Origin of the sequence: Polyangium mundeleinium (genome assembly GCF_028369105.1) — a bacterium.
Taxonomy (GTDB): domain Bacteria; phylum Myxococcota_A; class Polyangia; order Polyangiales; family Polyangiaceae; genus Polyangium; species Polyangium mundeleinium.
On the sequence record NZ_JAQNDO010000001.1, the window covers coordinates 10,930,393 to 10,954,133 of the forward strand.

Annotated in this window: 18 protein-coding genes; 13 read left to right on the top strand and 5 right to left on the bottom strand. The window is 68.7% G+C overall.

The window, feature by feature from the left end:
- Window positions 1-12: 12 nt before the first annotated feature.
- Window positions 13-1,191 (bottom strand): ferritin-like domain-containing protein, encoded by a 1,179-nt coding sequence (locus POL67_RS43045; RefSeq protein ID WP_271927010.1) that lies wholly within the window; start codon window positions 1,189-1,191, stop codon window positions 13-15.
- 501 nt (window positions 1,192-1,692) lie between these two features.
- Here POL67_RS43045 and POL67_RS43050 point away from each other — a divergent pair.
- The 10 genes from POL67_RS43050 (at window position 1,693) to POL67_RS43095 (ending at window position 12,186) form a co-directional block, all read left to right on the top strand.
- On the top strand, window positions 1,693-3,663 hold the full coding sequence (locus tag POL67_RS43050) for a hypothetical protein (protein ID WP_271927011.1): 1,971 nt from the start codon (window positions 1,693-1,695) through the stop codon (window positions 3,661-3,663).
- A gap of 144 nt (window positions 3,664-3,807) precedes the next feature.
- Window positions 3,808-4,662 (top strand): metallophosphoesterase family protein, encoded by an 855-nt coding sequence (locus POL67_RS43055; RefSeq protein WP_271931001.1) that lies wholly within the window; start codon window positions 3,808-3,810, stop codon window positions 4,660-4,662.
- On the top strand, window positions 4,650-5,222 hold the full coding sequence (locus tag POL67_RS43060; RefSeq protein ID WP_271927012.1) for a hypothetical protein: 573 nt from the start codon (window positions 4,650-4,652) through the stop codon (window positions 5,220-5,222). Before POL67_RS43055 ends, POL67_RS43060 begins: the two co-directional genes overlap by 13 nt.
- Window positions 5,223-5,353: 131 nt before the next feature.
- Window positions 5,354-6,730, top strand: a complete 1,377-nt coding sequence (locus tag POL67_RS43065) for a tetratricopeptide repeat protein (RefSeq protein WP_271927013.1) — start codon at window positions 5,354-5,356, stop codon at window positions 6,728-6,730.
- Between the two features lie 25 nt (window positions 6,731-6,755).
- The gene (locus POL67_RS43070) at window positions 6,756-7,616 is read left to right on the top strand and encodes an alpha/beta fold hydrolase (RefSeq protein ID WP_271927014.1); all 861 of its coding nucleotides are present in this window, start codon (window positions 6,756-6,758) and stop codon (window positions 7,614-7,616) included.
- Between the two features lie 31 nt (window positions 7,617-7,647).
- Window positions 7,648-8,184, top strand: coding sequence for an OsmC family protein (locus tag POL67_RS43075; protein WP_271927016.1), 537 nt, complete (start codon window positions 7,648-7,650; stop codon window positions 8,182-8,184).
- A 189-nt stretch (window positions 8,185-8,373) separates the two neighbouring features.
- Window positions 8,374-9,861 (top strand): serine/threonine protein kinase, encoded by a 1,488-nt coding sequence (locus POL67_RS43080; RefSeq protein ID WP_271927018.1) that lies wholly within the window; start codon window positions 8,374-8,376, stop codon window positions 9,859-9,861.
- 5 nt (window positions 9,862-9,866) lie between these two features.
- The gene (locus POL67_RS43085; RefSeq protein WP_271927019.1) at window positions 9,867-10,886 is read left to right on the top strand and encodes a hypothetical protein; all 1,020 of its coding nucleotides are present in this window, start codon (window positions 9,867-9,869) and stop codon (window positions 10,884-10,886) included.
- 59 nt (window positions 10,887-10,945) lie between these two features.
- The gene (locus POL67_RS43090) at window positions 10,946-11,524 is read left to right on the top strand and encodes a C-type lectin domain-containing protein (RefSeq protein WP_271927020.1); all 579 of its coding nucleotides are present in this window, start codon (window positions 10,946-10,948) and stop codon (window positions 11,522-11,524) included.
- Between the two features lie 44 nt (window positions 11,525-11,568).
- Window positions 11,569-12,186 carry a hypothetical protein gene (locus tag POL67_RS43095; protein WP_271927021.1) on the top strand — a complete coding sequence of 206 codons (618 nt, stop codon included), beginning with the start codon at window positions 11,569-11,571 and terminating at the stop codon, window positions 12,184-12,186.
- Here POL67_RS43095 and POL67_RS43100 read toward each other — a convergent pair whose 3' ends face one another.
- Together POL67_RS43100 and POL67_RS43105 are read right to left on the bottom strand one after the other, a co-directional pair.
- Entirely contained in the window at window positions 12,187-14,589 is a 2,403-nt protein-coding gene (locus POL67_RS43100; protein WP_271927022.1) for a TonB family protein, read from the bottom strand. It abuts the gene before it with no gap.
- A gap of 142 nt (window positions 14,590-14,731) precedes the next feature.
- Entirely contained in the window at window positions 14,732-15,352 is a 621-nt protein-coding gene (locus tag POL67_RS43105) for a Uma2 family endonuclease (protein ID WP_271927023.1), read from the bottom strand.
- A gap of 124 nt (window positions 15,353-15,476) precedes the next feature.
- Between POL67_RS43105 and ppdK the strand changes: the two genes are divergently transcribed.
- The 3 genes from ppdK (at window position 15,477) to POL67_RS43120 (ending at window position 19,954) form a co-directional block, all read left to right on the top strand.
- Window positions 15,477-18,236: a pyruvate, phosphate dikinase gene (gene ppdK / locus POL67_RS43110; protein ID WP_271927024.1), complete on the top strand. Its 2,760-nt coding sequence runs from the start codon at window positions 15,477-15,479 to the stop codon at window positions 18,234-18,236.
- Window positions 18,143-19,057, top strand: coding sequence for an SDR family oxidoreductase (locus POL67_RS43115; protein ID WP_271927026.1), 915 nt, complete (start codon window positions 18,143-18,145; stop codon window positions 19,055-19,057). The genes ppdK and POL67_RS43115 overlap by 94 nt, the downstream gene beginning before the upstream one ends.
- 174 nt (window positions 19,058-19,231) lie before the next feature.
- Window positions 19,232-19,954, top strand: coding sequence for a PspA/IM30 family protein (locus POL67_RS43120; RefSeq protein WP_271927028.1), 723 nt, complete (start codon window positions 19,232-19,234; stop codon window positions 19,952-19,954).
- 13 nt (window positions 19,955-19,967) lie between these two features.
- On the opposite strand, the gene POL67_RS43125 is transcribed toward POL67_RS43120, so the two are convergent.
- Window positions 19,968-20,888 carry a formylglycine-generating enzyme family protein gene (locus POL67_RS43125; protein WP_271927030.1) on the bottom strand — a complete coding sequence of 307 codons (921 nt, stop codon included), beginning with the start codon at window positions 20,886-20,888 and terminating at the stop codon, window positions 19,968-19,970.
- A 94-nt stretch (window positions 20,889-20,982) separates the two neighbouring features.
- Entirely contained in the window at window positions 20,983-23,481 is a 2,499-nt protein-coding gene (locus POL67_RS43130; RefSeq protein WP_271927032.1) for a CHASE2 domain-containing protein, read from the bottom strand.
- Window positions 23,482-23,741 lie beyond the last annotated feature (260 nt).

Below are 23,741 nucleotides of genomic sequence, written 5' to 3' on the forward strand. Positions count from 1 at the left end.
CGGCGCGCTCCGTCAAGCCTCCGCGCGAATCTCACCGCCCCCGAGCCGCTCCAGGAAGAGACGCGCCGCGGGCAAAACGATCTCGACCGTCGCGCGCCGAGCGGCCTCCTTCGCTTCGGCCTCGCCGAGCCGTCCGTGTGCCGCGAGGCGCGGATCGCTGGGCGTTCGCTCCCCGGCCGCGCCTTGTCCGAGCGCCGCGAAGACCTCGACGACGGCCGCGCGCACGGCCTCGCCGCCCACGCGAACGGCCCAGGCCACCGTGCGCCACGCGAGCTCGGCGTGACGCGCCTCGTCCTCGACGATGAGCCTGAGGACCGCGTGCACGGCCGGATCCGTGGCGGACGCGAGCTGCTCGGCGCCGACGGCCGCGGCGATTGTCTCTCCAATACAACCTTCCCGCGCGGCGCGGGCGGCGACCGAGGCGAGATCGGCGCTGATTTCGATACGCCCCTCGAAGGGAAAGGGCCCCGGGGCCGTAACCTCGCTCGCGTAATTCGAGGCGAGCGCAAAACACAGCTCCGCATGGCGCACCTCGTCCTGCGCGGCCTGATGCGCCCGCGCCACGAGGTCCGCCGGGGCGCCCACGGCGAGCAGTTCCAGGGCAAACCGCCCGAACGAGGCCACGGAGGCGTGCTCGAAGAGCCCGTCCCGCGTCCACGCAGCCGCGAGCAGCGCGCGCTCGTCGGCGGAGAGATCGTCGATGTTCGGAGCCATCGCCTCCGGGCTGCGAGCGCCGGAAGCGAAGGCGCCGCGGACGGGTGCGGCTGTGCGGGGAACCTCATTCACGAGGAAGGGACGACCGCCGAGGCACCGGGGCTGGAACACCGTATCGTAGCAACACTGGCCATTCTCGAATGTGCCATCCGATTTCATGGTGTACATGCCGAAGGAATCATCAAGGGTGGCCTTGGCCTCGGCCTGCGAAGGACACATCACGGGGGCGGCTCCACCCGCGCCGCCAGCGCCGCCAGCGCCTCCGCTTCCGCCAGCGCCTCCGCTTCCGCCGGTTCCCTGGGATGCCTCGGGCCAAGCAAAACACGCCCGCTTCTCGGCCGGCTGTCCGCAAGGACCGCCGCTGGATTCTTGGACGACGCAGCCCGAGAGCACGCCCACCGTGGCGGGGAGCGCGGCGGCGACGAGCGCGACCAGCCGGCGCGCGAGGTTCCGGCGGAAGTCCTGCGGAGCATTCATGAATGACCTCGTGGTTAAGAAAGTTTCTGCGTGATGCAGTGCGCGCGCATCGTACGGCGATTCCCTTCGAAAGGCGAGGTCGACCTGGGAGAAGATGGTTCGAACGTGCGCGCCCGTGCTCACGACGCTTCCCATATCGGAAGATATGGGAAGAGGCTTGATATATCGGTCATTTTCTGGTGGCGATGGATTCGTCGGCTTCGTCTTCGAGAAGGTCCTGCGAAATGAATGCTTGGCGTCCGCGCCAGGGTGGGAAGCCCATGGTCGGCCCCTTTTGTCCCGCGGCAGTCGCGGACGAGGTGCAGCACACGCTGGGCCCGTCCTCACCGATCGAATCAACTCGCTCGCCCGGGACCGCGATCGGCGGGTCGGGCGAATCCTGACGCAAGTTACGTAGCCATCGGAAAAACCCACCACGATCGTTTGATGTCGCACGATCCGAGCATCGAGTCTCCGCTTTTGCCCGGCGGACTCTTCGGATAGCCTCGGTCGTCGGACGACATGGCAGCGATCCAACTGTACTGCCCCTTCTGCGGTCAGAAGTTATCCATCGAGACTGAAGCATTACGCGTGCAGACGACGTGCCCGCGTTGCGCAAAGAGCTTCGTGCCGATCGACGCGATTCCGCGCGACCAGACCTTGCCAGCGATCAAGGTCTCCGGCGTGGTCGACGCCGAAGCGCCGCCGCCGCCCGCCGAGGCGAAAGCGCCCGCGAAGAAGCCCAGTTCGCTGGCCGGGCAAGTGGATACCATCCTGCTGCCGCCGAATGGAGGCCCGCTGCCGATCGTCACCGGCGCGCAGCGGCCCGCCGCGCCGGAGCCGGCCCCCAAGGAGTTCGCGCAGGAGCCCGCGCCGACCACAGCGACGAACGCTTTGCCGGCCCCCACAGCGCCGCCGGTCCTCGACGGGCCGACGTTGATCCGCACCGCGCCGCCGGAGCCCACCGCGAATGCACCGGAAAAGGCCGACGCGCTCGCGGCGACCGTCCCCGTTGATCCTCCGGCTCCCGAGCCCCCGGCCGTCGCGCCCAAAACCCTCGAAGTGACCGTGCCCGCGGCTCCGTCGGTCGAAACTACGGCGCCCGCCGCGTCCGAGGATCTTCCGCAAGTGGCCTCCGACGGATTGGCTGCAACGGTGACCGCCGAGCCCGAGGCCCCGGCCGTCATTCCGCCACCGCCCCCGAAGCCGGCGCCTACAGAAAGCGCGATCCCCGCGGAGCTCGCCGCGTGCGCGTCGACGCTCCTCGGCTCCGTGAGAGTGAGCGGCTCGAAGGCGCTCGGATTCGAGCACGTAGCCCTCGTCGCGGCCCTCGCCGCCGTCCTCTCGATCGTGCTGCTCGTGGTCACGAACGTCGGCGCGTTGCGGGTGCTCGGCGCGTTTTTCGGGACAATCACGCTCGCGGCGGTGCTGCTCGCGGGCGCGGCATTCTGGCTCGTCCGATCGCGGAGGGACGCCTCCGCGCCGCCCGCCCTTTCGCAACGAGCGCGCCTCGCGCTGATCGGAGGCGTGGTCGGCTCGCTCGCGCTCGGGTCCGCGATCACGGGTATCCTCGCGGCGACGACCGGGGGTCCCGGCGAGTTGCTCCACGCCAACCACCTGCCGCCGCCGAAGCTCCCGCCCAAGCCGGAGCTGCCGCCCGAGCAGCGCGCCGATTTCAAGCTGAAGCGCGAGGGCCACGTCTTCGTGAACGGCGGGCTCCTGCACGTCCCGCCGAAATTCCGCTCGGACGACGGCGCGTTCGACCTGTACATGCATTTCCACGGCAATACGAACCTCGTCGAGGAGAGCGCCACCTCGGCCGGGCTGAACGCGCTCGTGTACACCGTGAACCTGGGCAATGGCTCGGGGCCGTACGAGGACAAGTACTCGGTCGTGGGCGTACTCGACCAGACGATCGAGAAGATCCAGGACACAGCGAAAAAACAAGGCCTGCGCGACGCCAGGGTGCGGCGCGTGGCGCTTGGCTCGTGGAGCGCGGGGTATGGGGCGCTCGCGAAGCTGCTCGACATCACGAAGAACGTCGAGCGAATCGATTCGGTACTGGTGCTCGACGGGATCCACGCCGCGTACCTCGACCCGAAAGCGAAGACGGTCGACCCCGTCCGGCTCTCGCCGTTCTTGCGATTCGCGAAGCTCGCGTCCGAGGGAAAGCGGCTCTTCACAATCACGCACTCGAACATCGGCGGCACGGAGTACGCGAGTTCGGCGGAGAGCGCGGACGCGCTCCTGCGCGAGGTGGGCGCCGAGCGAGCCCCGGCGCAGGCGACGCCGCCGCGCGTGACCACGAAGACGGCGCTCGCCGCGTTCAACAAAGGGGCGCAGGAGACGAGGCTCGAGCAGACGACGGAAGGCAAAAAAGGCGGGTTGCACGTGCGTGGTTATTCGGGACAAACACCCGATCAGCACATGGCGCACCTCGTGCAAATGTCCGTGACCGTGCTGCCGGAGCTCGCCGAGCGCTGGAAGGAATGAGGGTCCGCGGGAGCACGTGAGCGAATGAATGGGAGCGCTTCGGTTCGTGCCCTCAGCGCGCTTGCCCTCGCGGCGGTTTGCCTTTCCACGTGCACGCGCCCCCGAGAGCTCCCGCCGTGCGACGAATCCCCCGCTCTCCCCGTGATGTTGAAGGATCCCGCCGCCGCCGTGATCGTCGCGGCGGGTGATATCGCCGAGTGTCCCGGGGGGCGGCAGGAGGAGACAGCGGCGCTCGTCGAGCAAATCGGGCCGGACGCGGTGTTCACGCTCGGCGACACCACGTATCCGAACGGCGCGCTCGACGAGTTTCTCGATTGTTATCACCCGAGCTGGGGCAAGTTTCGCCCAATCACGCGCGCGGTCGTGGGCAACCACGAGTACCACGCGCCGCGTGCCGGGCCGTTCTTCGCTTATTTCTGCGGCGGCGCGGGGGCGCCTTTCGAGGGGCGCGCGAGCTTCGACATCGGAGCCTGGCACGTCGTGATGCTGAACTCCAATTGCGGCGGCGACCTCGACGTCCCTTCCTCGGTCCCCGATGATTTCGGCGGTTGCGGGCCGGACTCCCCGCAGATGCGCTGGCTCAAAGAAGACCTCGCGGCGCACCCGTCGCGCTGCACACTCGCGATGTGGCACCACGCGCGGTTCACCTCCGGCGAGCACGGGAGCGCCGATTCCATGCGGGATTCGTGGCGTATTTTGCAGGATGCCGGCGTCGACGTCGTCCTCGCCGGCCACGCGCACCTTTACGAGCGTTTCGCGCCCATGGACGCCGACGGCCAGGTCGACGTCGTGCGGGGAATGCGCGGGTTCGTTGTCGGCACCGGTGGCAAGGTGCCGCTGCACGCCGCCTTCGAGGTTCACGCGGGGAGCGAGATACGGAATACCGATACGCTCGGCGTGCTTCGGCTCGAGCTCCGGTCGGAAGGATACGCCTGGCGATTCGTACCGGTCTCGGGCGGCTCGTTTACCGACGAGGGCGCGGCGCCGTGTCACGATTGAGGTGCGCCCTTCTGGTCTCGCTCGTGACCACCCTGGTCGCGCCGGCCGCGCGCGGGGAGGCGCCGCCGGCGCGGCTTCGGTGGAGCATCGATGCCCGCCTCGGGTATGCCACGGCGTGGACCACCGGGCAGTCGTACCTCGGGCCGGCGACCGGGCTCATCGGAGGCCTGACGTTCCGCGTGCCGATTCACGTCGAGGTCGGCGCGGCGTATCACGTCGGCAGCATCGAATCGGCCGCGAACGATACGCTCGTCTACTGGTCGCGCCGACGGTCCGTGTTCGTCCACGCCGCAACCGGTTACGATCGAACGATGCTCGCCGGACGACTGCTCGTAAGGCCGAGGTTCATCCTCGGTTCTCTCTTCATTGTGGACGAAGCGCAGCTCGGCGGGGTGATGCGCCAGGGGATCGAGCCGAGGTTCACGTTCGGCCCCGGCGTCGATATCCTCTTTCATTTCGGGGCTCTTCACGCGGGGATCGACGCACGCGCGCTCTTCGTTCCGTCCCATGTGGCCGCGCCGATCGGCGGACTCTTTGGTGTGTTTGGCGTCGAAAAGTAAGCCGGCCGAGATGTCGCGCCATTGGCGCAACGCGCAATCGCGGCGGACCGCGCCATCGTACTGCCGTATCATTGCTTTGCATTGATGATGCAACGCCACCTGTGATAATAGCTCGAAGGATGATGGCCTCGATGCGCCGCTCCTTTCCCGTCGCCCCGTTGCTCCTCACGATGTGTTTCGCCGCCGGCCCGCTGGGCTGCGGATCGACCACGGAAAATTGTCGCCCCGCGATCTCCGGAGACGTCGCGGCCGAGGCGCCCCGCGTGGATGCGGGTGTCAGCGGTATGGCGGGCGCGCGCATGGATGCGGCGGCCGACGCGAGGGCAAATGCGAACGCGAATGTCGAGCCGCCACGGCCTGAGGCGCAGCTGCGCGACGCCGCCGAGCTGCGCGCCCGCGCCAAGGTGAATATCGATGCGGGTCGTTGGCGGGAAGCCTTGCCGGATCTGGAGCGCGCTTTCGAGCTCTCGGGGGATGTGACGATCCTCGGGGACCTCGGCCTCGCACTGCAAGCGGCCGGGCGGCTCGACGAGGCGTGGCTCGCGTTGCATCGATTCCGCGTGGAGGCGCGCACGGCGTACGAGCCGATCCGCGCGAAGATTGATGGGGCGCTCGGCGAGCTTTCGGGGAAGCTCGGCGGACTCGTGGTGGAAGGCGGCGTGCCAGGCGCCCTCGTGCTCGTCCGGGGACAAATTGCCGCCAAATTGCCAATGACCTCACCGATTTACCTCGCGCCGGGGGACGTCTCGGTCGTGGTCCGCCCGCCTGGAAAACCCGACTTGACGGTCCGCGCGCGTCTCGCGGTGGGCGCCGTTGCCCGCGCGAGCGCGAACCTGGATACGCCTGGCATTGGCGTGGCGGCAGGAGGTCTCACCGGGACGGTCGGTGGGCTCGCGGGTGGGCTTACCGGTGGGCTCGGCAAACCCACGGGACAACTCACGGGGGCGGTCGGCGGACTCACGGCGCCCATTGGGGGACTCACGGCGCCGGTGGGAGGACTCACGGCCCCGAACCCTGGAATCGAGGCGCCGAATCCTGGACTCACGGCGCCGAATCCCAATATCGGGGCCCCGAATCTCTCGGCACCCGTCGGCGCAGTGACAGCGCCCGTCGGCGCGATCGCGGCGCCCGTTGCCGCGGCGACGGCGCCCGTTTGGCCCATCGTGGTGGGCGTCGGCGGGCTCGCGGTGATGGGCGGCGCGATTGCGGCCTCGGTCGTGCATTCGGGCAGGCTCGACAATTTCGACGCGAACCTCTGCGGCGGGTCGGGCGCAAGCCTGGAATGCCCCTCCATCGAATCCGGAATCAAGGTGACGACCGGGCTCCAGGTCGTGGGGTACATCCTCGGAACTGCCGCGCTCACCACGGGGATCGTGGTCTTCGCCGTGACGCGATCGGCGCCCGATCTCGAATGCCCGAAGGTGGGCCGCGCGCCGGCCTTGACCCTCCAGTGTGGCCCCCACGTGGGCGGCAAAGGCGGCGGCGTGGGTTGCGTCGGCACGTTCTGAATTGGTCTTTCCAGAAAAACACATCATGATCGAAGCCACGAGCAAGCGGATTCGCGTGGATGACGTCGAGCTCCACGTTCTCACGGAGGGCTCGGGCCCGCCGATCCTCGTCCCCACTGGCTGCGGGATCGAGTTCTACCGGCGTACCTTTTCCCGGCGGCTCCTCGATGCCCATACGTTCGTCTACGTCGAGATGCGAGGCACGGGGGCATCAACCGGCAGCCCCGAGGGGGCCACGTATGCGACGCTCGCCGATGATCTGGATGCCGCGCGTGAGAAGCTCGGGATCGATCGCGCCGTGGTCATGGGCCATTCGAACCACGGAGGCATCGCGCTCGAATTCGGGCTCCGTCACCGGGAGCACGCGGCCGCAGTCGTCTCCGTGGCGAGCGTGCCCGATTTCAGCCGCGCCATGAGCGTGGGAATCGCGCGGTGGGAGGCGGAGGCGAGCGCGCCACGGAAGGAGCTCCTCGCTCGCAACCAAGCCGAGCTCGGCGCCCTCGATACGAGCACGATGGATCCCGACGAGCTCACCCTCCGTCGATACCTCGCATTGCATCCACTCGTGTGGAACGATCCGGCGCTCGACGCCGGTGCCCTTTGGGGAGGCGTCCCGAAGGGATTTGCCCTTTACATGCAATCGGTCATCCGCCCCGAAGCGGAGCGCTGGAGCCTCGTGCCGTCCCTCGGCGAGATGGCTTGCCCCGTCCTCGCCCTCTGTGGCCGATACGATTACGTCTGCCCTGTGGAGTTATGGGCGGAGGCGATCGACGCGGTGCCGCGGGGCGTTCTCGACATCTTCGAGAGGAGCGGGCACAATCCTCAATACGAGGAGTCGGCGCGATTCGACGCCGTCTTGCTCGCATTCTTGCGCGCCCTTGCCTGAGGGTGCGCGCCGGCCGATGGAGGTCATGACCATGGAATCGCTTGGTGGTTGCTGCACCCTCGACATCGATAGGTTCCGGAACACGCGCGACGCGGTGGAGAAAGCGCCCGAAGCAGGGAAAGGGAGCTTCGAGACCGTGACCGAGTGGCGGGACGGCGCGCAAGCCGTGACGCGGGCGAGGTCCTTCAAGATCGAGACGGACGAGCCCACGCCGCTCGGCGGAAAAGACCAGCACGTCGATCCAATGGAGCTCTTGCTCGCGGCCCTCGGATCGTGCCTCACAATTGGATGGGTCACGCAGGCGCGGCTGCGCGGGATCGAGTATCGCAACCTCGTGATCAAGGTGCAGGCGCCGTTCGACCTGCGCGGATATCTCGCGCTGGATCCTTCTGTCCGGCCCGGGTTCGGGCAGCTTCGTTATACCGTGGACGTGGACACCGACGCGGACGCGGCGCTGCTCGAAGAGATTCGAATCGCCGTGGAACGGACGAGCCCCATGCTCGACAATGTCTTGCGTCCGACGCCGGTCGAAGGGATCGTCCAGCAGCGCCCGAGCGTCTCGGCCTGATCCCAAAACCGGCATCGTTCCCTCCGCTCCGCACACCATTCACGCGTCGTCCGACGCCGCGGACGTTCGAGCCCTCTAAAAAGCACCGTACGGGAGAATACCAGCGCTCAGGCACGGGCGAGAGAAGTGCGCTGCGCTATGGTGTGCGAGGTCGCAGTCGCACGGGGGATCGTCGGGCGGGGGGGACGAATGCAGGTCGAGCGCAGGTCGGATTCGTCGTGGGAAGACGAGCCTTCGGGTCTGCCCGTGGCCATCGGCGACGTCCTCGATGGCAAGTATCGCGTCCTGCGCGTCCTCGGCAAAGGCGGCATGGGCGTGATCGTGGCCGCGGTGCACGTGGAGCTCGGGCACCGGGTCGCGCTCAAATTCCTATTGAAATCAGCGATGCAGAACGAGGAGGTCGTTGCCCGATTCGCCCGCGAAGCGAGGGCCGCGGCCATGATCCAGAACGAGCACGCGACGCGCGTGCTCGATATCGGGCGATTGCCGAGCGGACAGCCCTACATGGTGCTCGAGCTGCTCGAAGGCTCGGATCTCGGCGCGCATGTCGCCCGAAACGGCCCCCTCCCCATCGAGGACGCCGTCACGTACGTACTCGAGGCGTGCGAGGCGATCGCCGAGGCCCATTCCCTCGGAATCGTCCATCGTGATCTCAAGCCCGACAACCTTTTCCTCGCCCGGCGTCCGGACGGATCCCGCATCGTGAAGGTGCTCGATTTCGGAATTTCCAAGCTGTCGGTCGATAATGGAACTTCGCCGGAGCGCGGCGCTCCGCTCACGACGACCTCCGCCGTGATCGGCTCACCAATGTACATGTCGCCCGAGCAGCTCCGCGCCACGCGCGACGCCGATCCCCGCTCGGACATCTGGTCCATCGGCGTGACGCTGTACGAGCTGATCGCGGGGGAAGGCCCCTTCCCCTGGCAAAGCCTGCCCGAGCTCTGCGCGGCCATTCTGAAGGACCCACCGACGCCGCTCCGCGCGCGTCTTCCCGACGCGCCGCCGGAGCTCGACGCGGCGCTCCTGCGTTGTCTGCAGAAAACCCCGGGCGATAGGTACACGAACATCGCCGAACTCGCGGTCGCGCTCGCGCCGTTCGGCAAGCCCGGAGCCATTGCGTCGAGCGAGCGCGCGGTGCGCCTGCTCGCGCGTGGTACGTCCGCGGAGCGCTCCCCCAGCGCGCGCGGCCCGCTGAGCACGAGCCCGACCTTGACCGATCCGCGCGTGCTCCTCCCGCCGTTGCATTCGACGCCGCCGGTCTCGGCGACCTCGCTGCTCGAGCGTGATCCCGCGGGGGCGAAGTGGCAACGAATGCTGCGGCCCGTGCCGCTGCTCGCGCTCGTGGCGGCGCTCATCCTCGCAGGAGGCGCAGGGATCCGGCTGCAGCGCGCGTACGGATCGCCGAACGTCGTCGCAGACCTTGCGCATGGCGGAATCGAGGCGACGCTCGGCCCGGCGTTCACGAAGGTGAAACCGCTGCCGGCATCCGTCGAGGCCGCCGAGACGAAAGCGCATCCGCCCGTCATGGTAGAGGCGCGACCCGCACCGCGGCCGATGAGTAAGACGCCGCAGGGGGGCTTTTCAAAGCCGCGGCCGCAAAGCACGATCACGGACAAGATCTCGGAGAAACCCCCGTCGTCCGTGAAGCGCCCCAATCCTTTCGACGGGCGCGAATGACACCCATGACGAATACCTTCCGCGTCGCTCATCGTGATCCGAGGAGAAGCGCCGTCGCGCCCGCGGCCGCCCTCGCCGTCGTGCTGCTCTCCGGCCAAGCCGCCGCAATTCCGCCCGACACGATGGAGGACCGCGCCGCCCGGAGGGCCGCAGCAGAGGTACTCTTCGACGAGGGCAAATGGCTGATGGACGAGGGGCGTTATCCAGAGGCATGCCCCAAGTTCGCCGAGAGCCAGAGGCTCGACGCGGGCGTCGGGACGCTCTTGAACCTCGCCGATTGTCTGGAAAGAATCGGGCGCACCGCGAGCGCCTGGGCCGAGTTCCGGGCCGCCATTTATGCCGCACGCGAAAAGGGGCAGCTCGAGCGCGAGACGGTCGCGCGCGAGCGGGCGGCGGCGCTCGAGCCAAAGCTCACGCGGCTCGTGATCACCGCGCCGTGGGCCGAGAAGGTGCAGAACGTGGAGATCCGCAAAGACGGGCAGGTCCTCGGGCGCGCGTTATGGGGGACCGCCGTGCCCGTGGACCCGGGCAAACACGTGGTCGAGGCCCAGGCCGAGGGCAAACGCCCGTACCGCGTGGAGGTGGAGGTGCCCGGGGGCGAGGCCACGCGGGTGACGGCAGCCATTCCGGAGCTGATGGACGCCCCGCAACCACCGCCCCCGCCGCCCGAGATGCCCCTTCCGAATCCGAGGGCCTCGGTGCACAAGATCGCGGGAATCGCGCTGGGAGGCGCAGGCGTCGTGTCCGTCGTCGCGGGCTCGATCCTCGGGATGCAGGCCATTGCGCGGAACGACGCCTCGGCCGGCCATTGCATCGAGGGCAACCTCTGCGACGCGACCGGCGTCGCCTTGCGCAACGAGGCGCGCACGCGCGGCGACGCGGCGACGGGGGCAATCATCGCGGGCGTGCTCGCGGCGACGGGAGGGCTCGTCCTGTACCTGACGGCGCCGGAGGGCACGCCCGCGCGTGCCGGCGTGGGAACGGTGGGATCGGGCGCGGGGATCGTTGTCGGAGGTGTGTTTTGAGTATCAAACGACAAACGGGGAGCCCGCGCGGACGTCCCTTTTGGTGGCTCGGACTTTTCGTGCTCGGCCAGGCTCTCGGCTGCAACGCACTCGCCGGAATCGAGGAGGGGGTGCTCGCGCTTTGCCAGGACGGCACGCGTATCGATCAAACCGGCTGCCAGGGCACAGTGGGCGGCAGCAGCAGCAGCGGCGGGACGGGTGGGGCGCCGCCCTGCCAGAGCTGTCCCGACCCCGACGATGCATGTCCTCTGCCGTGGCAATGGAAGTCGCCGACGACGGGCTCGTGTTATCTGCACCATGGCAACGAGCGCGACTGGAACACCGCGCGCGAGCATTGCCTGGAGCTCGGCGGCGACCTGGCGGCGCTGAGTTCGGCCGAGGAGTTCTGGTTCGTAGGGAGCGTGGTGTCGGGCGACGTATGGATCGGCGGGACGGACGCGCAGCAAGAGGGCGCGTTCTCGTGGTCGAACGGGGAGCCGTGGGGGTTCACGGCGTGGAAGGACGCGCTGCCCGGGGATCAAGGCAACAAGCAGGACTGCGTGATGCTGTCGGCGTCGCCCGGGACCGCGGCGTCGTTCGACGACCGGAACTGCGGCGAAAAACGAGGGTTTCTCTGCGAAATGTCGCCACCGCCGTAACTTTTCTTGTCGCCTCCCCGTCGGGGGTGCGATTCTGAAGGGGTATGCGGAAGGCTCCTCTTTCCCTTTCGGCCCTCCTCGCGCTCGCGCTTTTGAGCGGCTGCGGCGGCGAACAGAGCTCGCCGGCGAACTCCGGCTGGTCCCAGGATCTCGGTGATCCCACGGGCCAGCCGCTCCGCCGCACGGAGACGCTGAGCGAGCCCGAGCAGGCGCCCGCGCCGCTCAGCGGGACGACCACGACGCCCCCCACCGAAAAACGAGTGCGTCACGACGTGATGATCGCGAAGGACACGCCCCATGAGGCGACGTGCTCGTGCCTCGCCGTTGTGGTCGGGGAGCCGGGGGATCCGCGCCTCCTGTGGCAAGCCGAGGTGCCGAAGCTCGGCGGGGACGTGGCCGTGGTCGCGGTGAGCGGCAAGGGCGTGCCATGTCCCGGGGTGGCCGAGGACGCGCCGCGACGGCCCAGCATCGCAGCGGTGGAGCAGGAAGGGGCCGACGTGGTGCTGACGATCGAGGAGCTGCCATCGGGCCGTCCGCAGGCCTCGGGGGCGGTCGTGCCGCGGCCCGGGCCAGGCGGCGCTGTGTACGTCAAGCCGAAGGGGCCGAAGGTCCCGTATGGGCGGCCCGCAGCGGGGGCGGGGGCGCGCTGCAAGGTGAAGTGATCAGAGGCCGCCTTCGACGCCAATGCTCGGCACGGTGACGGGGCCGATTTCCTGGGCCTCGCATTCGGTCGGGCCGCAGCTTACGCCCGTTTGCTCGGTGCTGAGCGTCGCATTCAGCATTTCGATCACGAACGAGACCCAGCCGCGCTTCTTCAGGTTCCAGCGCTTTTCGATACGCGCGTCGATGCGAAAGAACGGATCGGTGCGGCTCTTGCCCCATATCGCGGCATCCGCGGCCGCGATGGGCAAACCCGTGTAGAACACGACACGCGAGCCGAGGCGCCATCCCTTGCCAGCTTCCCAGGAGACCGCGCCATTCAGGACGTGGGTTCGATCGAATTGCGCTGGGCCCGAGGAAAAACCAATGCTCCTCGACGAGCGGGAGAGCGTATATGAAATGTATCCGCCGAGCCGCTCCGTGAGCTTGCGGCGGATGTAGATCTCGAGCCCCACCGCGGTGCCGAGCGATCGGTCGCTGATCACGTTCGATCCGTCGTCGTCGTTCTCCTGGGGCACCGGACCGCCCGGGCCACCCGGACCGCCGGGGCCTCCGCCCGGACCGCCGCCGCCGCCGTTGACCGCGCGGCCGACCGAATCGAGCGCGTCGGCCATGTTGAAGAAGCCATTGAGGAAAAACGTGCCCGTGGCCTCGAAGCCGAACGGCAATTTGACGTCGAGGCCGGTGCTCGTCTGGACGCTGCGCTGAAGGCCACCCGCGAGCTTGCCGATGGAGAGGCCGGGGATGGGCAAGACAAATCCGGGCGGCTGGTGGGCGAGGCCCATGGCGGAGACGAGCTTCAGCCGGGGCACGATGGGGACCTTCATGGCGAGCCGGACGTCGGCGCTGATCGCGGTGACGCCGCCCGAGCCCCATAGGTCGACGCGCGCGCCGGGAGTGAATTCGACGCCGCGGCCCGCGTCGAGGACGGCGTCCGCGTAAAACCCGACCGCGATGTCCTGACGCGGCGGGAAAAACTGGTCGAGGAAGGACTGCTGGTTCTGGGCATCTTCTTCGTCCGTGTCGCCCCCCACGACGAGGTCGTAATAATCGAAATTCGCGTCGACGCCGGCCCGGAAGAGCATGGATTCATTCCGGCGGTGGAGGATCTGGCTCCGGGCTGAAAGGAGGAAATCGCGCGCAAAAATGCCCTCCTGGCCGCCGATGGCCGTCCGGTCGTAGCCAAACGAGACGGCCTGGCGCAGGCGCGTGCGTGGGCTGACGTCCTTGTCGTAGCGGAAGTCGATCCTGTGGAACTGCACGTCGAAGAGGCCCTGCTCCACGCCATCGGCCTTGGCGCCGAGGTAATCGTGCGCGCCAAAGGCGAAGAGGGTGAGCCGATCCGTGGGCGTGACGTCGAAGGTCGCGCGGGCCTGATAGTCCCAATAATTGAGCGTGGTGTCGGGCGCGAGCAGGGAGAGCGCGGCCGCGGTGTACGAGAATCGGCCGCCCGCCATGACGGTGGCGCGGTCGCCGATCGGGGCCTCGACCATGGCGCCAGCGTCGAAGACACGGATGTTCGCCTCGCCGTGGAGCTCGCCCTTCGGCTTGGTCGTCTCGCCGGAGACGATGCCGCCGGCAAAACGACCGAACTGCGCAGGGTAACCACCGGGATAGAGGTCGACCCGGTCCACGATCGCCGGATTGACGACCGAGGGGCCGAGGGCGAGGTGATACAGATAAGGGACGCGGACGTTGTCGAGGAAATACCCGACGTTGCCGGGAGGCGCGCCGCGAATGTAAAAGAAGGGCAAACCCGAGAAGATAGGCGTGACGCCGGGGAGGGATTCGATCGCACGGAAAGGATCCCCGAACGCGCCCGGCAAGACGCGGACCTCGGCGCGGCCGAGCGAGGAGGTCCCGACGGCGCGGCGCTCGCCGAGGGCAAGGACCTCGATGGGCGCAGGGCCCGCCGGCTTCGGCGTCGCAGTCGGCTTTTTGCCGGGGGTGCCGTCCTTCGGCGTGGCGCCCTCCTCGGCCGCGGGAGGGGTCTCCTCCTCGGCCGGCGGCGTTGGGGGCGTGAAATGGACGAGGACGCGGATGCGCGCGGGGATGGGCTTGCCGTTGCGGGTGGCGGGCTCGAAGCGCCAGCCGGGCGCGGCGCGAGACGCGGCCTCGGTGAAGGGAGCGTCCCCGGAGACGATACGCGCCTCTTTGACGCTGCCATCCGCGGCGACGGTGACGTCGAGCATGACGTCCGCCTCGCCCGTGAGGCCCGGTTCGGTCGGATAAGCGGCCTCGAGCGCGGCGAGCGGACGAGGCGGGACGAGGACAGGCGCCGCAGGGGGAGCTGCGGCAGGCGGAGCGGGCGCTGGCTTCTGGGGTTCGTCGGCGTGCGCAGGGGAAGCGGCAAAAAGAAGGAGAGCCGAGAAGACAAGGAGGGGCTTCAAAGACGCGCGTTTCATCGCCAGTCCGCTACATCTCACGACTCGAGGGACGATGGGTTAAATAGTGTAAAGTGCACGTTTTCGCCCCAGGGGCGAAGCGTCAGCCAGCCCTCAGGGCGAAAACGGTGGGTCTTCAGCCTCGATTTTGATTCGAGGGACGTTATCGCTCGCCGGGGAACCCTTCCACGGGATCGTCGTCGTCGCCGCCGAACAACGCGCCGACCGAGAGCTCGACGGCCTCGAAAGGCTCGGCCCGCACGCGCACATCACGGCCGGCCGCGATCACGAAGAGGTATCCCTCCCGCGTCCAGCGAAAGACGCTGAGGGATTCCTCCATCGGATCCACGATCCAGTAATGGGGCACGCCGAACTGGTGGTAATGGTTCAGCTTCTTCACGCGGTCCGTGCCGGGATTCGAGGGCGAAAGGACCTCGCAGACCCAGTCCGGCCGGATGCGAATCGGCGTGCCCTTGGGCCTCTCCGGGACATGCTCGCGGCGCCAACCGACGACGTCGGGGCGGTAGACCTGCGTCGGGGCGAACTCCACTTCGACTTCGGTGTAGATCCACCATCCGCCAGGAAACGCGCCGCCGGAAGGACGGCGCTGGAACGGTCCTTTGAGACGCGCGACGACCGCAGATTGCGCATCGCCGTGCTCGCCCGTGGGAGCCGCCTTGCGGACGAGCTCGCCGTCGATGATCTCGTGAACACGCTCCTCAGGCGGGATCGCGAGCAGGTCGGCGACGGTTGCATGCTGGCGACGTTTGAAGGTGGAGGACATGGGAGCGTCCGAGCCTACCTCTGGCTGGTTTTCCATGCACGTACATCTGCGTGGAGCCGCCTGCGGTTGCGTGTTTCGAAAACTTTTCTTGCGCCCGTCACCCCAAACATGGAAGGAAGCCGCCATGGCGAAGCGCATCTATTTCTTCGGCGGCGGTCAGGCCGACGGCGACGGAACCCAGAAGCCGCTCCTCGGCGGCAAGGGCGCAGGGCTCCACGAAATGACCCGGCTCGGCATCCCCGTGCCGCCGGGCTTCACGATCACCACCGAGGTCTGTACGGCCTTCTTCGCCTCCAGGGAGCAGATCCCGGAAGGCCTCCTCGACGAGGCTCGCGCGGCCATCCGTCGGGTGGAGGAGATCGTCGGCACCCGCTTCGGCGACCCGGAGAACCCGCTGCTCGTGAGCGTCCGCTCCGGCGCCCGCGCCTCGATGCCCGGCATGATGGACACGATCCTGAACCTCGGCCTGAACGAGACGATCGTGGCCGGGCTCGGCGCACGCACCCAAAACCCCCGCTTCGCCCTCGACGCCTACCGCCGGTTCATCGTGACATACGCAGACGTCGTGCTCGGGCTGCATCGGAAGCGCTTCGACGACGCGCTGGAGATCGCCCGGCGCAAGGCCGCCGCCGCGCGCGGGATGGTCGAGGCCCAAAGGCTCACGGTGGCCGAGCTCCAGCGAAAGCTGCCCGACTCGATGTTCGACGAGGAGACGCTGCGCTCGCTCGTGAAGGAGCAGCGCCGCATCGTGAAGGAGGAGACGGGGACACCGTTCCCCGACGATCCGTGGACGCAACTCGAAGGCGCGATCGTCGCGGTCTTCCGGAGCTGGAACAACAACCGCGCCAAGACGTACCGCAAGATGCACGACATCCCCGAGGCGTGGGGCACGGCGTGCAACGTGCAAGCGATGGTCTTCGGCAACCTGAGCGAGGACTCCGGCACGGGCGTGGCCTTCACGCGGGACCCGTCGACAGGCGAGAAGCGCTTCTTCGGCGAGTGGCTGCCGAACGCGCAAGGCGAGGACGTCGTGGCCGGCGTGCGCACGCCCAACCCGATCGCGAAGGGCCAAGGCAACGACGAAGCCTCGCTCGAGGCGCGCATGCCCGAGGCCTACGCGGAGCTCGTGCGCACGCAGGAGCGGCTGGAGAAGCATTTCCGCGACATGCAGGACCTCGAGTTCACCGTGCAGTCGGGCAAGCTCTACCTGCTCCAGACGCGGAACGGGAAGCGGACAGGGCGGGCGAGCGTGCGGATCGCCGTGGAGATGGCGAAGGAGGGGCTCATCGACCAGCGCGAGGCCGTGATGCGCGTCGACCCGGCGTCGATCGAGCAGCTCCTGCACCCGACGATCGACCCGAAGGCGCCGAAGAAGCTCCTGGCGAAGGGTCTGCCGGCGAGCCCGGGCGCGGCGAGCGGGCAGGTGGTCTTCCACGCGGACGAGGCGGAGCGAAAGGCGGCGCAAGGCCTGCCCGTGATCCTCGTGCGCGCCGAGACGTCGCCCGAGGACATTCACGGGATGAAGGCCGCGAACGGCATCCTGACGGCGCGCGGCGGCATGACGAGCCACGCAGCGGTCGTCGCGCGAGGCATGGGCAAGTGCTGCGTCGCAGGCTGCTCGGCGGTCGCCGTGAGCTACGAGACGGCCACGATGACCGTGACGATCTACGACGAGCTCGGCCGGCCCACGGACACGGTGAGCGTGAAGGGGGGCGACGTGATCACGCTCGACGGCGCGACCGGCTCGGTTTACCTCGGCGCGATCCCAACGGCGCCGGCCTCGCTGTCGGCGGAGTACGAAGAGCTGATGCGCTGGGCCGACACGGCGCGGCGGCTGAAGGTGCTGGCGAACGCGGACACGGGCGCGGACGCGCGGACGGCCCGCTCGTATGGGGCCGAAGGCATTGGCCTCTGCCGCACCGAGCACATGTTCTTCGACGACAAACGTATCGCGGCGGTGCGGGAAATGATCCTCGCCCGCGACGTGGACGCGCGAAAAGCAGCGCTCGCGAAGCTCCTGCCCTACCAGCGCGAGGACTTCACCGCGATCTTCCAGGAAATGGCGGGCCTGCCCGTGACGATCCGCCTGCTCGATCCGCCGCTGCACGAGTTCCTGCCGCAGGAGCGCAAACAGATCGAGGACCTCGCGGCGACGATGAAGGTCCGGCCGGCAGAGCTCGTGCGGAAGGTGGAGGAGCTCCACGAGCTGAACCCGATGCTCGGCCACCGCGGCTGCCGCCTCGGCGTGACGTTCCCCGAGATCAACGAGATGCAAGCCCGCGCGATCTTCGAGGCCGCGTGCGATGTGGCCGCGAAAGGCGCCGCTCCGAAGCTCGAGATCATGATTCCGCTGGCAATGACGCGGAAGGAGCTCGCGCTGGCCAAAACGACGATCGAGCGGGTGGCGAGCGAGGTGTTCGCCGAAAAGGGCCGGTCGGTGTCGTACCTGTTCGGCACGATGATCGAGCTGCCGCGCGCGGCCCTGCGCGCCTCCGAGCTCGCCGAGGAGGCCGAGTTCTTCAGCTTCGGCACGAATGATTTGACGCAGACCACGATGGGCATCTCGCGCGACGACGCCGGGAAATTCCTCGGTGCCTACGTGGAGGCGGCCATCCTGCCGAGAGACCCGTTCACGAGCCTCGATACGGAGGGCGTGGGCGAGCTCGTGGCAATCGCCTGCGAGCGCGGCCGAAAGACGCGGGCAAACCTGGAGCTCGGCGTGTGCGGCGAACATGGCGGCGACCCGGCCTCGATTCGGTTCTTCGAGCGCGTGAAGCTCGATTACGTGTCGTGCTCGCCCCTGCGTGTGCCGATCGCCCGGCTCGCGGCGGCGCAGGCGGCGCTCGCCGAAGGCGCTGCGACGACGGTCCAGACGACGGCGTAGTCCCTCACCGCGGGGGGTCTCCCATCGGGCCGACCCCCGCGGTTTTCGCGGCACGAGCATGCCGGGCGGGATGGCATTCCATCCTGCCGATCCTTTCCCAGCTTTCACACAAGATACCGAAGGGCCGAGCGAGCATCCGCGAGCGTATACGCTCGCCGCGCGCCTCGTCCGGAGGCTTCGTCACGTGCGTGTCGCGTCGCAGCGCGGAGAAGCTTTCGCCGCTCGTCGACGCCATCGCCGCGGGCGGCGGCCTCGCGCACGCGATCGGCTGCGATGCACGCAAGGAGGACGACGTCATCGCGACGGTCGAGCGCATCGAGCGCGAGATCGCGCCCATCGAGGTCTACGTCTTCAACGTGGGCGCGAACGTCCCGTGCAGCATCCTCGACGAGACCTCTCGCAAGTACATGAAGATCTGGGAGATGGCCTGCTTCGGGGGGTTCCTGACGGCACGCGAGGTGGCCAAGCGCATGGTGGCGCGCGGGCGCGGGACCATGCTCTTCACAGGCGCGACCGCGAGCGTGCGCGGCTCCGCAAATTTCGCGGCGTTCGCCGGAGCAAAACACGCGCTGCGCGCCCTCGCGCAGAGCATGGCGCGCGAGCTCGGTCCGCGGGGCGTTCACGTGGCGCACGTCATCGTCGACGGCGCGATCGACACCGCCTTCATCCGCGACAACCTGCCCGCGCTTTACGCGAAGAAGGACGAGGGCGGCATCCTCGACCCGGACCACATCGCGGAGAACTACTGGCACCTCCACAGCCAGCCGCGCGACGCGTGGACGTTCGAACTCGATCTCCGCCCGTGGATCGAGAAGTGGTGAGGTCATCTCGTCCGGCGTCGGCACAGGACCGTACGAACCCCCCTCCCGTTCGAGGCGCGCGAAGCAGCGGAACGAAGGGAAGCTGCGCCGCGCGAGGGATGTGAGGGGGGCCGACCGTAGCCCCCCACGCTGGGGTGACTTTACTCCGGCCGCAAGGCGAGGCACCTTTGCCCCATGGGCATCTTCGACCGGATGGGCAAGGTCATCTCGAGCAACGTCAACGCGCTCCTCGACAAGGCGGAAGACCCGAAAAAGTCGGTCGATTTGATCGTCGAGGAGATGAAGGACCAGATCCGCGCGGCGCGCAAGGAGCTGGTCGAGGCGGTGGCGGCCGAGAAGGTGCTGCGCAAGAAGGTCGACGAAATCGACGCCGAGACGGCGAAGTGGGAGCGGCGCGCCGAGCTCGCCCTGAAGGCCGGTGACGAGTCGCTCGCGCGCGAGGCGCTCGTGCAGAAGAAGCGCATCATCGCCGAGCGAGACCGCGCCGAAGCGCTGCGCGCCGAACAACGCGCGGCCGCGCTGAACATGAAGCGCGAGCTCGAACGCATGGAGCAGAAGCAGCAGGAGCTCGAAGCGCGCAAGGGGACGATCGCCTCGCAGCTCCAGCAGGCGAAGGCCGGCGGCGGGGCCGAGGGGCTCGGGGCGCGCGGCAGCACGGGCGGCGCGTTCGCCGAGTTCCGGCGCATGGAAGACAAGATCGAGGGCAAGGTCGCCGAGGTGACCGCCGCCCGCGAGCTCGACGACGCGCTCCGCGGAGGCGGGATGTCTGACATGGAGCTGGAGTCGAAGTTCGCGCAGCTCGAAGGCGGCGGGACGATCTCGAAGGACGGCAAGCCCTCGAACCCCGAGATCGACGACGAGCTCGCCGCGCTGAAGAAGAAGATCCGGATCGGCTGAACGCCGAAAGGCGTCAGGGCAGGTCGGCGCAGCAGCGGAAGCCGGTCCCCGAGTTGCTGAGCCCGCGTGCCAAGCTTGTGCTCGCGGAGGAGCAATCCATGTCGTGGTCCGTGCTCGTGTAGCCACCTCCGCGGCGCCGGCAGGGGTTCTCCGCGGGCATTCCGCCGGTCGGCTCGTCGCAGGAATCCTCCCACTCCCACACGTTCCCGCTCATATCGAAGATCCCCGGGAACCCGCCCTCGCACATCGGCAGGCTCTTGACCGGGACGACGTCACCGTTTGCGGAACCCTGGCCATTGCAGGCCGTCACATTGAACTCGCCTTCGTAGGGGTAGCTCTTCGTGCCCCCGCCCGTACAGGCGTTGTGCCATTGGCTCTTCGCGGGGCTGCCGGCGGGTACGGTGAACGGCAGGGCCCCCCCGCTGATCTGGCCGCAAAGACGCTTGCCGTGCGCAGCACAGAACGCGAACGCGTCACACCAGTCTACGTCCGCGACCGGCAGGCTGTCCTTCGCCGGTGTCTTCGAGGGTGCAAGCATCGTGTTCCCCTCGCATTGCGCAGGCTGCACCACCGTCGGCTTCGTCTCCACCCATTCGAGGTACTGGAGGTTCGTGACCTCGGTGCTGTCGATGCAATAAAACGGTCCCCCGTTCGGAGCCTGCACCATCACCATGGTCGGCGTGTTGGGGATGTCGGGGCACGCCAGCGGACCCCCGCCCGAGCCGCCCGAGCCGCCCGCCGACGAACTCGACGACGAACTCGCGTCCCCACCCATGCCGGCGGCGCCGCCGCCCCCACCTGCGCCGCCGGTTCCGCCCGTCGCCCCCGATCCGCTCGGTTCAGGCGGCGGTGCGTCGATCCCCCCACCGCCGAAGCACCCAGCCGCGATCACGAGCGGGCAAGCAAGAAGCAGGAAAGAAACGGCGACGCGCATGATCCGACGATGACACACGTCGCCCGCGAACTGCAACGGGGGAGCGATGGACGGGACGGACGCACATGTCGTCCGCACCATGCCGAGCGTCGGCCTACTTCGCCGTGTTGCGGCCGAGCGCCACGACGTTGTCCACCGCGCTCGCGCCTCCCTCGCCCACCGCCACCTTCACCCGAGGTTTGGCGCGAAGCAGGCTCACCACCAGCGTGAGACCCCATCCGTCCTCGCTGCGAATTTGCACGGCGCCGTGGCTGTCCTCGATCGACATGATCAGCCGCCCGAGCACCTCGAGCCCCGGTGGCGCCGCGCCCGGCGCGATGAGCACGCGCTGCAGCGCCGATTCGGGCAGGCCAAAGCCGAGGCTCCAGTCGAGGATCGAGAGCTCGACCGCGGTGCTCGTCTCGCGCACCGAGATCACCGGCGGCTGCGCCGACGGCGATTGCCCCGCCGCCTCGACCATGAACGCTTCGAGCGCCCGTTCGAGCGCGGACCTGTGCCCGATCACGTGGCCCATGCCCCGCATGGGCTCGATCTTCACCTGCCGCCCCGTCGCCCGCGCCGTGCCCGCCACCGCCTGCGCGATCACCTCCGAGAGCGGGAACGCGCTCAACGGATCGTGCGTCGGTGCCGTCGCGAGCGCGCGAACGTTCGTGGGTTTGTCCTCGGGCTGCTCCACGACGGACGCGACGTACCCGACGATCGAGGAGAAGCCGTCCGCCTTCTGTCGCAGTGCGCGGACCGTCAAGACAAACGCCGGCGCGGTCCCCGGCGGGCTTCGGCCCGTGATGCCCGACTCGCTCTGCAGCACCTCGGCCATGCTCGTCGCCGCCTCCTCCGCCGTGCAGCCCGTGAGCGCGACGAGGATCTGGCTCAGGTGGATCGAGCCCGGCGGGAGCGCGCCGTCGGCCGACTCGGGCGGGACCGAGACGCCGCGCGCGCCGAGCCATCGATTGAGCTCGCGGCTCGCGAGGCGCACGTCGCCGAGCGCGTCCGCATAAAAGAGGCCCACGGGAGAGCTACGCAGCACCTCGCCAAACGTGGCGATCTCCTTCGCCGCGCCGTCCGCGCGCTGCACGAGGCGCTCCGACGGAGGCAAGGGCGCATCGAGCAAGCGCGATCCAGAGAGGGGCTCGCCTTCGCCCAGGCTGCCGAGGCGGCGCCTGCGCGCGATGAGCGCGAGCTCGCGCGCGAGCCGTTCGAGGCGCTCGGGCGTCTTGGCGAACGCGGCCTCGGCCTTCGGGCCGCACAGGAACACGTAGCCTTCCGTTTCGCCGAGCGCGATGAGCGGCACGACCAGCGAGGGCTCGCCGGGGTTCTTCAGGTAATCCGTCACCACGTGCGGCGCGGCCACGCCGTGCTCGTTGATGTACGGCCTGCGGCGCACGTCGCGGCGGCGTTCGCCGATGAGGTGCTCGCCGACGTCGCCGTCGTCCCAAAACTTGAGGTGCCACTGCGCGGACGGCAGCTCCGCGACGAGCACGAAGTCGGCCGGGAAGAGGCGCCCCGCGAGGCGGCCGAGGCGAGGCCAGAAGACCGCATCGGGCTCGGTCTGCACGCGGCGGAAGATGCCCTCGCGGCCGAGCAGATCGGAGGTGCGCGCGACCGCGCGTCGCCAGCCGGAGAGGTCGAGCGAGAGCGCGACGATCGCGCCCGCGAGGATGCCCGAGGCGAGGCTCGCCGCCGGCAAGAGGCCCCGCACCATCGAGGCCGCGAGGATCGCTTGCCCGAGGATCGTCGCCAGCAGGCACACGCCAAGCGCGATCAACGAAGCTTTGATGGACGCGACCCTTCGAACGAACGCGAGGATCAAAACCGAGAGCGACGCGATCAGCGCGCTGATCCACCGCGGCGCCTCGCGCCTCGCGCCTCCGTCGAGCAGGCCGCCCAGCGCGGAGGCCACATGGGTGCCCATCGAGATCTCGGGCGCGCCCGCGGCGCTCGTGCGTGGTTCGAACGGCGAGTCGAGCGCGGCGATCACCACGCGCCCGGCAGCGACGGAGAGCGGCGTTCGTCCGGCCGCGACGTCGGCGAGCGAGACCTTGGGCACGCTCTCGGCTGGCGCGGGCACGATCCACGGCGCCTCCGCGATCCCGAGCGCGGCGAGCGCCGGCCGATCTGCGGGCGGCGCTGCGAAGCCGACGGCCGCGCCGCGCGCGTCGAGGCGCACAATCCCTGGCGGGAGCGCCTGGATCGACGCGGCCGGTTCGGCGGCCGGTTGTTTGCGGCTCACACAAAACGCGTCGAGCGGCGGCACGATGAGCACGCCGCGCGCGTGGCCGTCGACGACGAGCTCGGAGAGCGCGCCGAGGCAGTCTCGTTCGGCGAGCGTCGCAGGCGATGCATGAACGACGAGCACGTGCGACGAGGGGCTCTTGCCTGCGATCGCGCGCAGGGTGAGCTCACGCGCCTCGTCGTCGGCGGAGCCGAGCGGCGCGATTGCGGCCGTGATCCCAGCGACCAGGATCGCCGTCGCTTCGAGGCGGGCGCGGCTCGAGAGGCGCGATCGATCCTTCTCGAACGCCATCGGCCGCGGGGCGCGGAACGGCTTCGGTATCTTGCGGGTCTCGAGCAGGCGTCGGGCGAAACTTCGCATCGAGGGGTAACGGGTTCAGCTTGTCGGCAATTTTCCTGCCACCGGACCGATGCCCGGCAGAGCTCACCCGTCTCGCTGTGGGAACGTCGATCGTTGCACTTTCTCGATCCTGGAAAATCGACCGGCTTGCTCCCGGGTTGCCCCCACGGGCTTTCTCGTTGCGGTCTGGAGTCCTCGCCTTCGATGCCTCCAGGCCTCACGCAGCATGGCCTTTATACCTCAAAGTCCTGGTTGCGTGGGCGGAACCGGGGCCCGGTCCT